This is a genomic window from Pseudomonas sp. NPDC098747 (assembly GCF_044760045.1).
GTDB lineage: Bacteria > Pseudomonadota > Gammaproteobacteria > Pseudomonadales > Pseudomonadaceae > Aquipseudomonas.
The window spans coordinates 1-9246 of record NZ_JBIWAL010000006.1; the positions used below are offsets into that span (position 1 = coordinate 1).

The following is a 9246-nucleotide window of genomic DNA, read 5'->3' on the forward strand; positions in this document are numbered from 1 at the left end:
CGGTGGCCCATACGCTTCAAGTGGTGCTTAAGAAGACGGAACTTGATGATGCGGATTTTATCGTGACGACCTTGGGAGATCACTTCAGCCACAACAGTAGCGCCAGCAACAACTGGAGCGCCGATGTTTACGTCGTCGCCATTGGCAACCAACAGAACGCGATCAAAGGTAACGGATTCGCCGGTAGCGATTTCCAGTTTTTCGATCTTCAGGTATTCACCTGGGGCGACTTTGTACTGCTTGCCGCCAGTAACGATTACTGCATAAGACATGGTGTTTCTCCGATAATCCTGCTCACCCAGCTCTTTATAAGAAGAGGTATTGGCTGGCATGGCTGCATGGGGCTGGAAGGCCCGCTAGCAATTGCGTAAGGCAGGTGCTGCCCAGGAAGTTCAGGGTGCGCGATTGTACGCAAGCTGTCGCGCGCTTGCAAGTAGCCGTCCATCGCGCCTTGACAGGTCTGGACGGGGGTCCTAGCATGCCGCGCAACCCTTCTGGAGCGACTCTCGCTGATGCAACCCCAAGCTTTCTACCGCGCGGTGGCGGACGATTTTAGCGCCGTCGACGGCATCATCAAGAAGCAGCTGACTTCCCGAGTGCCGCTGGTATCGAAAATCGGCGATTACATCACCTCGGCCGGCGGCAAACGTCTGCGTCCTTTATTAGTGTTGCTGTGTGGCAAGGCCCTGGGTCGCGAAGGCGATGACATGCGCCTGCTCGCCGCCACCATCGAATTCCTGCACACCGCGACTTTGCTGCATGACGACGTGGTCGACATGTCCGGCATGCGCCGTGGCCGTTCGACTGCCAACGCCATGTGGGGCAATGCGCCAAGTGTGCTGGTGGGCGATTTCCTGTACTCGCGCTCGTTCGAAATGATGGTCGAACTGGGCTCGATGCCGGTGATGAAGATCCTCTCGCAGGCCACGCGCATCATCGCTGAAGGCGAAGTGCTGCAACTGTCCAAGGTCCGCGACGCCAGCACCACCGAAGAAACCTACATGGAAGTCATCCGCGGCAAGACCGCGATGCTCTTCGAAGCCTCGACCCACAGCGCCGCGGCTCTGGCCGGTGCGACCGCCGAGCAGAGCGAAGCCCTGCGCACCTTTGGTGATCACCTGGGTGTGGCATTCCAACTGGTCGACGATCTGCTCGACTACAAGGGCGACGCGGAAACCCTGGGCAAGAACGTCGGTGACGATCTGGCCGAAGGCAAGCCGACCCTGCCGCTGATCTACACCATGCGCGAAGGCACGCCTGAACAGGCTGCACTGGTGCGTCAGGCGATCCAGAAAGGCGGGATCGAAGACCTGGAAAGCATCCGCATCGCCGTGGAAGCTTCCGGTTCGCTTGAGTACACCGCGCAACTGGCCCGCGATTATGTGGCCCGTGCGATCAAGTGCCTCGAAGCGCTGCCGGCCAGCGAATACCGTGATGCACTGGTTGAATTGAGTGAGTTTGCGGTCGCCCGCACGCACTGATTTTGCCCTCTGTGGGAGCGAGCTTGCTCGCGAAAGCAATGTGCCAATCGACATCAATGTCGGCTGACCTGACGCCTTCGCGAGCAAGCTCGCTCCCACAGTTGTTTCCGCACTATGCCCGCCTTCGGCTAAAACCCTATACAATGTGCGACTTTTAGCGATCCCCCTCTCAAGGAGCCCTAGTGAGCACGTTGCCACCCTGCCCGAAATGCAATTCCGAATACAGCTACGAAGACGGCACCCAACTGGTGTGCCCGGAGTGCGCCCACGAGTGGTCTGCCAATGGCGAAGCCGAAGCAGCGTCCGATGACGCCGTGAAGAAAGATTCGGTCGGCAACGTCCTGCAGGACGGCGACACCATCACAGTGATCAAGGACCTCAAGGTCAAGGGCACTTCGCTGGTGGTCAAGGTCGGCACCAAGGTGAAGAACATCCGCCTGTGCGATGGCGACCACGATATCGACTGCAAGATCGACGGCATCGGCCCGATGAAGCTCAAATCCGAGTTCGTCAGAAAAGTCTGATTCTGCTGTCATCCATCCCGCGCCCGACGTGGGATGGAGCATCGCCCTCCCCTATTTTCCTCAGCTAATCCACGCAATAGCCAAGCGCTAGCCGTTTTGACCTTACGCAATCTTTACCCTGAAAAATCTGCAATCCGCCAATAGGCGCTTGCTATTTGATGAATAAGAATTATTCTCATTGAAACCCTTTCGATGGAGATGAGAACCATGACTTATTTGATCGACGCCTGGCTGGATCGCCCACACCCGTACCTCAGGATCCTGCATCGGGAAACCGGAGAAGTCTGTGCGGTGCTTGAAGAAGAAGCCTTGCATGAGCTGCAGGATCAGGGTGATCTGGACGTCAGCAGCCTGAACTCCAGCGAACCACTGGTGCTGAAGGAGTTGGTGCGCAATCTGTTTCTGTTCTGCTACGCCCGGGCGTTGCGCCCGACCAGTGAACTGCACAACAAGATCGAAATATGAGAGTCATCGAAAAAACTGTGGGAGCCAGCCTGCTGACGATGGCATCAACGCGGTCTTGAAGAAAAACCGGTTGACCCTATCGCCAGCAGGCTGGCTCCCACATTAGCCCGTCATCACGACAGGCTCTGGATTACAGAACGTCCAGCAGCTCGACGTCGAATACCAGAACGCTGTGCGGCGGGATGCTGCCAACGCCTTGAGCGCCGTAAGCCAGTTCGCTCGGCACGTACAGACGCCATTTGCTGCCGGCATTCATCAGTTGCAGGGCTTCGGTCCAACCGGCAATTACGCCGCCAACCGGGAATTCTGCTGGCTGGCCACGCTCGTAGGAGCTGTCGAACACAGTGCCGTCGATCAGGGTGCCGTGGTAGTGAGTACGCACTTGATCTTCACGGCTTGGCTTGGCGCCTTCGCCCTGAGTCAGCACTTCAAATTGCAGGCCGGAAGCCAGAGTGGTGATGCCGTCACGCTTGGCGTTTTCAGCCAGGAATGCCAGACCTTCGCCAGCAGCCGCTTCAGCCTTGGCAGCCGCTTCGGCTTGCATGATCTCGCGGATAACCTTGAAGCTGGCGGACATTTCTTCCTGACCCACACGGCTTTCCTTACCGGCGAAAGCGTCGGTCAGACCGGCCAGGATGGCGTCCAGGTTGACACCCGGTGGCGGGTTGTCGCGCAGTTGGTCACCCAACTGACGGCCGATACCGTAGCTGACGCGAGTTTCGTCGGTGGACAGATTTACTTCGGACATGACACTGCTCCGCTGTGCGGACGGCCAACAGACGTGCCGTGCGTACACAGCGCGTCCCGGCGCGCCCGGAACCAAAAGGGCGAGCAGACTAGCACAGATGCCCTGCTGTTTGGGGCGCCGGGGCTACAGTGCGGAACGCCAGGCAAGCGGCAGTTTCAGACTTTCCTCGGCGCTGGCGCCGAGGCCACACATTTCATCGTGTACCGAGGTGTGTACGAGGTTGAACGGCAATACCGGAAAGGTATGCAACACATCCCGGGCATGTTCGACCGAGCGCAGCGTCAACATCTGCCCTTGAGGGTTGCTGAGCGGATACGCCGCCCCATGCATCCGCGCTTCGAGCAGATAAATGCCGCCTTCCATGGAGATCAGGTTCAGCTCATCGACCTTGCCGGCGATGGCATACGCGTTCAACTCTTGCAGATTCATGAACACACCTCACGCAGTGGCGAACCAGGACCTCTACAGGGATATGCCTGCAAGCGCCAAAGCACAAGCCACAAACGACACCGCCCGTCTGTTTCGCAACAGACGGGCGGTTTTTTAGCCATCCAAGAATGATCAGTGCTTGGTGACCTTGTCCAAATAACCCATCGCACAGGCCGAGATCACGAAGGTCATGTGGATGATCACGTACCACATCAGGTGGTCTGGATCGATGTTCTTGGCGTCCATGAAGATGCGCAGCAAGTGGATTGAGGAGATCGCCACGATCGAGGCCGCCACTTTCATCTTCAGGGACGAGGAGTCCATGGTGCCCAGCCAACTGAGCTTCTCTTTGCCCTCGTCGATGTCCAGTTGTGAGACGAAGTTCTCGTAGCCGGAAATCATCACCATCACCAGCAAGCCTCCCACCAGTGCCATGTCGATCAGCGACAACAGCACCAGAATCAGATCCGACTCTGCCATCGCGAACACGTTGGGAAGGATATGGATGATTTCCTGGAAGAACTTCAGTGCCAACGCCAACAGCCCGAGTGACAGCCCGATGTAGATCGGCGCCAGCAGCCAGCGCGAGGCATACATTGCATTTTCGATAAAGCGTTCCATTGAATCTCACACAAGGGGGGTTGTAATGGAGGGCGAGTATACCAGCCACCTGTGACAGTCAGAACCGTCCGAAAATCCGCCACCTGCGCACGTGTGCAGCATTTTTTTCTGCTAGTGTCCAAACCATTGACGGCCCAGCGCCCGCGAACAGGAAAAGTGGAAATGGATGTGCGATTGCCGATAACGATTGCCGGAATTTGCTTCACCCTGCTCCTTGGCGGCTGCTCTCAAGGCGACGAAAAACACGCCGTGAGCCTGGACGAAAAAGCTGCAAAATTCGAACAGTCACTGGACGCCATCACCGATCCGAAGCTCAAGGGCGCCGTCACCGAGCTCGGCGGCTCGCTGCTTTTACTCGAACGCGCACAGCTCAAGCTCGACAGCAATCCGGCAAAAACCGAATATGGCGAAGACGCCCTCGGCGTGCTCAAGCACTACCCTACCCCGCAGGCGTTGGTCGATACTTTCATCAATGGCCTGTTCGTGCTGCACAAAGATGCCAGCTCCGATTACCTCACCGACTTGCAACCGGTTTTCCCTTTCAATCTGAACATTCCCGGCGGTTTCCTGTTCCCGCATGGCGTGGAATGGCAGTCAGTGACGCTGAGCAACAAGCGTGTCATTGCTTATCAGCCGGAATGGTCGGAAACCGATCCGGGCATTCAGCTCAGTCCGTCCAGCTCCAACGTCACCAACCCCGATGACCTGACCGTCACCTATCCGTTCATCGACGGCCTGGACGTCGACAAGAAAACCCTGCCGCGACCGGTGAGCCTGCAAGGCCAGGTCGAAGTCATCGCACCGCGCCGCTTATACAGTTTCGACCTGACGCAGAAAGATGTCGGCCAGACCCGTACCAACGACAATCTCAGCGTCAAACTGCTCAAGCTTGAAAAGAACTACGCCGAAGTCGAATTCAGCAACAACCTGCCGCTGGCCCCGGAAGTCGCTGACGCCCAGCTCAATCCGCTGATCGTTCAGGCGCGTGATAGCAGTGGTCAGTACCTGGTGCGTGCCGGTTCGATCAACGAAAGTCCGGAGCAGGTTGCCTTCTACCAAAAACAACTGACGCACCTGCAACAGCAGAAAACCTGGAGCGAAGCACTGGAAAAGCAGCTCAGTGAAGAACAGCAGTCTTTCGAGCAACAACACCCGCGCCGCTACAACAAGGTCTACTTCAACGGCCCGATCGAGACACTGGAAGTCAGCTTGCTGGATTTTTCCTCGGCAACCGTGACACGCAAAGCGCTGGATCTGCCGATTCGCACCTTCAATCCGCACACCGTGGAAACAGCCATCCAGCCATTGGACTTGCCGATTGTGGTGTATGACGATCTGGCCGCGAACTGGCTCAAAGGCGCGAGCCTGACCGAAGAACAGCTGAAGGCCGGCATCCGTATTCATCAATCGGTGGAAGACTCGAGCGCCGCGCGCATCGAATTTTCTCATCGTCGCACCTTCAACGACGAATTGCTCGGCGACGACTTCAACCCTGGAGTCAGCCCGGTGACGTTCTTCACCGAAAAGCGCAGCGGCAAACTCGATGAACCGATCGAGCTACCACCCGAGGCTTATCAAGTCGATCCGCTGCAAGCGACGATCACCTACGATTTGAACCTGTTCCCGGATACGCCGGCGATTGCCGTCGGCTCGATGCCGCTGTTTCTCGCATCGGTCGAGAAAAAAGCCTACGACGCCAAGTCATTGCCCAAAGGCCTGGAGATCAAGAACAACACGCTGGTGGTGGACCTGAAACTGTTCCGCGCCGATGAATGGCGGTTCTTCGTCAAGGACGACAGCGGCAAATACCTCAAGCCGATTCTCTCGGTCAGCCACGATGCGAGTACAGAAGGCCCGGCGCTGTTTGGCGTGCACTATTTCTATGGCCGTCCAACCCACTTGGAAACCTATCAGCGAACCAACCTCGCCACCGTGCAATATGGTTTTGAGGTCAAACTCGACAAAGCGCAGATGCCTGAAACTGCGCCCTAACTATTGAGGCTGCGGCCACGGCCACCGTTGATCTGCCGAAGCTGGGCTTGCAGGTGCAGGCTCCAGATCTGCGGGTCGTCGGCCAGCTCATAACCGTGCAACGTCAGACTCTCAACGATGGTGTCGAGAATCGACTCGGCGGCAATCGGGCCGTGGAACGGTCCTTGGGCTTTGATGGCGGAAGGTTGTTCGCCGGCCATGCCGGCAGCGAAGAGCAGTGTCCACATGCCGTTATCGCCGGCCAACGGTTTGATGGCGCATTCGATACGGGTCACGAGGCCCAGGCATTGACGGGTGAGGCAGAGGTTGCGCGACATGGCGGCGACCCTCGGTGAAGCCGGTATTCAGCCCTCTCGGGAGGACTGGCTCGATCCAGTGATACTGTCGATATCCTTGAGCTGAGGATAGAAGAAAAGTCCGCCGGGCAAGCTTTATGGAACCAGAATGCGCCGAATGGTCATTGTGTGAATATTGGCGTCAGAGTGATGGCACTTTTCACGACGATCAGCGCAAATACCAATGTAGAAAAACAATGTGGGAGCCAGCTTGTTGGCGAAAGCGGTGTATCAGGCAATAAACTTGTCGACTGAGCTGACGCCTTCGCGAGCAAGCTCGCTCCCACAGAGGCTCAGGCCGGTTTGGCTTCTACCAACGCCTCCTGCGCCAACTCTTTCTCGGCTTCTTTCAGGTCTTCTTCGCTGATCATTTCCGCAATATCACGCAAGCGTTCCACCACTCGCGCATTGATGCTGCCCTCCGGGAATTCACCATCGGCATTTGGCTCGCCGGCCGGTTCACCGACCAGCAGGCTCAGCGCCTCGTCGGCCTGGCGCACCGCGTACACGTGGAATTGCCCAGCGCGCACTGCCGCCAGCACTTTCTCGTCGAGCATCAACGTAGCAACGTTGGCCTGCGGAATGATCGCACCCTGCTCGCCGGTCAGGCCGCGTGCTTCGCAGAGGCGGAAGAAGCCTTCGATCTTCTCGTTGACCCCGCCCACCGCCTGCACTTCACCGAACTGATTGATCGAACCGGTGATCGCGAAGCATTGCTTGAGCGGGGTTTTCGACAACGCCGAAATCAGCGTGCACGCCTCGCCCAGCGACGCACTGTCGCCGTCGACGTAACCGTAGGATTGCTCCAGTGCGATGCTCGCGGAAATCGCCAGCGGGAATTCCTGGGCGTAACGGCTGCCCAGATACCCGGTGAGGATCATCACGCCTTTGGAGTGAATCGGCTGGCCAAGGTTAACCTCACGTTCAATGTCGACAATGCCGCTGCCGCCCGGGTACACCGTGGCGGAGATCCGCGCCGGCACACCGAACGCCGAGTCACCGACTTCCAGCACGGTCAGCCCGTTGCACTTGCCGACCGCCGCGCCATCGGTGTCGATCAGGATGATCCCGGCGAGCATGTCGTCGAGAATCCGCGCCGACACACGCCCGGTGCGGGTGGCCTTTGCTTTCAGGGCGCGCTCGATGTGACCGGCATCGGTCATCTCATCGCCAGCCAGATGCCGAATGAAATCCGCCTCGCTGACCAGTTGGAACAGATCACCAATGCGCGCCGACAAACGTCCTTGGTGTTCGGCCAGACGTGCGCTGTAAGTGGCCAGACGCGCGACCGCATCGGCCGTCAGCGGCGCCATGCCTTCTTCCGAAGTACGGGTTTTCAGGAGCTGGGCGAATTGCTCCAGGCTCTCGTCGACCATCGGGATGTCTTCGTCGAAGTCGACCAGAACGCGGAACATCTCCTGGAAGTCCGGATCGAGGTCCTGCAGCGTGTAATACAACGACCGCGCGCCGATGATGATGACTTTGACCTGCAACGGGATGTGCTGCGGGTTGAGGGTCACGGTGGCGAAGCGGCCCATCTCGCCCAGCGGCGATTCCATTTTCAGCTTGCGCGATTGCAGGGCGCGTTTGAGCGCATCCCACACGAACGGCTCGCTGAGCATTTTTTCCGCTTCAAGAATCAGGAAACCACCGTTGGCGCGGTGCAAGGCACCTGGACGCAGTTGGCGGTAGGTGGTGTATAGCGCGCCTTGATCGGTGGTGTATTCAATACGGCCGAACAAGTTTTCGTAAGTCGGGTGAGGCTCGAAAACCACGGGCGCGCCACCGCTGACCGGATGGCCGACCACCAGACTTGGGGCGTATTGCTCTTCCAGCAGCTTGCGGGCGACGGCGTCAGTCTTGCTGTCGTCGACCAGTTGCTCGACCACGGTTTTCAGCAGGTACACCTGCACCGCTTGCAGGTAACCACAAACCGCCGCGTTCTCCGCGTACTTCTCGGACAGAGGCGACAGCAATGGCTGCAAGGCCAGGGTGATGGTCTCTTCGTTGAGCGAACGCAGTTGATTGTTCGACTCACGCTTCCACTGCGGCAGGCTGGCGAGCTCTTCGTTCAGGCGTTCTTCGAGGCCGGAAATGTCTTCGTGAAAACGCTCGCGATCGGCTTCCGGCAACTGGGCGAATTCAGCTTCATCCAGCGCCTTGCCGTCGAGCATCGGCGTGAACGCGATGTTGCTGCTGTCGCGATACAGGGCGACGTCTTTTTCCAGGGCCAGACGCTCGATGATGTCGAGGGCCTTGTCGTAGCGCTGGTTGAAGGCGCGGTCGATGGCGCTTTTCTTTTGCTGGTAGGACGGGTGTTCGAAGACTGCCGGAAAAGTCGCCAGCAGGTTGTCGATCAGACCGTTGATGTCGCCGATGAACGCGCCGGCCGTGCCCGAGGGCAATTCCAGTGCGCGAGGTTCGCGCGGTTCATCGAAATTATTGACGTAGACCCAGTCTGCCGGGGTTTGCAGGCGCTTGCCTTCGGCTTTCAGGTAGCGTTTGACGAACGAGAAGCGACCGGTGCCGGGCTCGCCCATGACAAAGACGTTGTAACCGGGGCGTGGCATGGCCACACCGAACTGCAAGGCTTCGACCGCACGTTCCTGGCCGAGCACACCGCGAAAGGGCTCCAGATCATTGGTGGTAGT

10 protein-coding genes are annotated in these 9246 nt (G+C 58.2%); 4 read left to right on the top strand and 6 right to left on the bottom strand.

All coding sequences use genetic code 11. The features are described from left to right. A partial coding sequence (rplU, locus tag ACIQVE_RS05255; RefSeq protein ID WP_402805226.1) for a 50S ribosomal protein L21 occupies positions 1–272 on the bottom strand: 272 nt, incomplete at its 3' end. Between the two features lie 240 nt (positions 273–512). On the opposite strand from rplU, the gene ACIQVE_RS05260 reads away from it, so the two are divergent. The 3 genes from ACIQVE_RS05260 to ACIQVE_RS05270 all read left to right on the top strand — a co-directional run bounded on the left by ACIQVE_RS05260 (position 513) and on the right by ACIQVE_RS05270 (position 2470). Then, complete coding sequence (locus tag ACIQVE_RS05260; protein WP_007909817.1) at positions 513–1481, top strand: polyprenyl synthetase family protein; 969 nt, start codon at positions 513–515, stop codon at positions 1479–1481. A gap of 182 nt (positions 1482–1663) precedes the next feature. After that, on the top strand, positions 1664–2005 hold the full coding sequence (locus ACIQVE_RS05265) for a zinc ribbon domain-containing protein YjdM (RefSeq protein WP_042561151.1): 342 nt from the start codon (positions 1664–1666) through the stop codon (positions 2003–2005). 207 nt (positions 2006–2212) lie between these two features. Continuing rightward, a complete protein-coding gene (locus ACIQVE_RS05270; protein ID WP_039761704.1) occupies positions 2213–2470 on the top strand; it encodes a hypothetical protein in 258 nt (85 codons plus the stop codon). Between the two features lie 130 nt (positions 2471–2600). On the opposite strand, the gene ACIQVE_RS05275 is transcribed toward ACIQVE_RS05270, so the two are convergent. The 3 genes from ACIQVE_RS05275 to ACIQVE_RS05285 all read right to left on the bottom strand — a co-directional run bounded on the left by ACIQVE_RS05275 (position 2601) and on the right by ACIQVE_RS05285 (position 4268). Next, complete coding sequence (locus tag ACIQVE_RS05275) at positions 2601–3218, bottom strand: FKBP-type peptidyl-prolyl cis-trans isomerase (RefSeq protein WP_402805231.1); 618 nt, start codon at positions 3216–3218, stop codon at positions 2601–2603. A 123-nt stretch (positions 3219–3341) separates the two neighbouring features. Then, entirely contained in the window at positions 3342–3647 is a 306-nt protein-coding gene (locus tag ACIQVE_RS05280) for a DUF6482 family protein (protein ID WP_402805234.1), read from the bottom strand. Positions 3648–3779: 132 nt separating this feature from the next. Then, positions 3780–4268, bottom strand: a complete 489-nt coding sequence (locus ACIQVE_RS05285; RefSeq protein ID WP_402805236.1) for a TIGR00645 family protein — start codon at positions 4266–4268, stop codon at positions 3780–3782. A gap of 162 nt (positions 4269–4430) precedes the next feature. On the opposite strand from ACIQVE_RS05285, the gene ACIQVE_RS05290 reads away from it, so the two are divergent. Further along, positions 4431–6260 (top strand): hypothetical protein, encoded by a 1830-nt coding sequence (locus ACIQVE_RS05290; RefSeq protein WP_402805238.1) that lies wholly within the window; start codon positions 4431–4433, stop codon positions 6258–6260. On the opposite strand, the gene ACIQVE_RS05295 is transcribed toward ACIQVE_RS05290, so the two are convergent. Both ACIQVE_RS05295 and ACIQVE_RS05300 read right to left on the bottom strand, forming a co-directional pair. Beyond that, positions 6257–6577, bottom strand: coding sequence for a hypothetical protein (locus ACIQVE_RS05295; protein WP_402805241.1), 321 nt, complete (start codon positions 6575–6577; stop codon positions 6257–6259). The two genes, ACIQVE_RS05290 and ACIQVE_RS05295, sit on opposite strands and share 4 nt — an antisense overlap. 311 nt (positions 6578–6888) lie before the next feature. Continuing rightward, the coding region (locus ACIQVE_RS05300) for a Lon protease family protein (protein ID WP_402805244.1) at positions 6889–9246 on the bottom strand (2358 nt) is incomplete at its 5' end.

Coding starts and splice junctions, on each gene's coding strand:
- ACIQVE_RS05275 (WP_402805231.1), bottom strand. CDS start 3,218: ATGTCCGAAGTAAATCTGTCCACCGACGAAACTCGCGTCAGCTACGGT.
- ACIQVE_RS05270 (WP_039761704.1), top strand. CDS start 2,213: ATGACTTATTTGATCGACGCCTGGCTGGATCGCCCACACCCGTACCTC.
- ACIQVE_RS05260 (WP_007909817.1), top strand. CDS start 513: ATGCAACCCCAAGCTTTCTACCGCGCGGTGGCGGACGATTTTAGCGCC.
- ACIQVE_RS05290 (WP_402805238.1), top strand. CDS start 4,431: ATGGATGTGCGATTGCCGATAACGATTGCCGGAATTTGCTTCACCCTG.
- ACIQVE_RS05295 (WP_402805241.1), bottom strand. CDS start 6,577: ATGTCGCGCAACCTCTGCCTCACCCGTCAATGCCTGGGCCTCGTGACC.
- ACIQVE_RS05280 (WP_402805234.1), bottom strand. CDS start 3,647: ATGAATCTGCAAGAGTTGAACGCGTATGCCATCGCCGGCAAGGTCGAT.
- ACIQVE_RS05285 (WP_402805236.1), bottom strand. CDS start 4,268: ATGGAACGCTTTATCGAAAATGCAATGTATGCCTCGCGCTGGCTGCTG.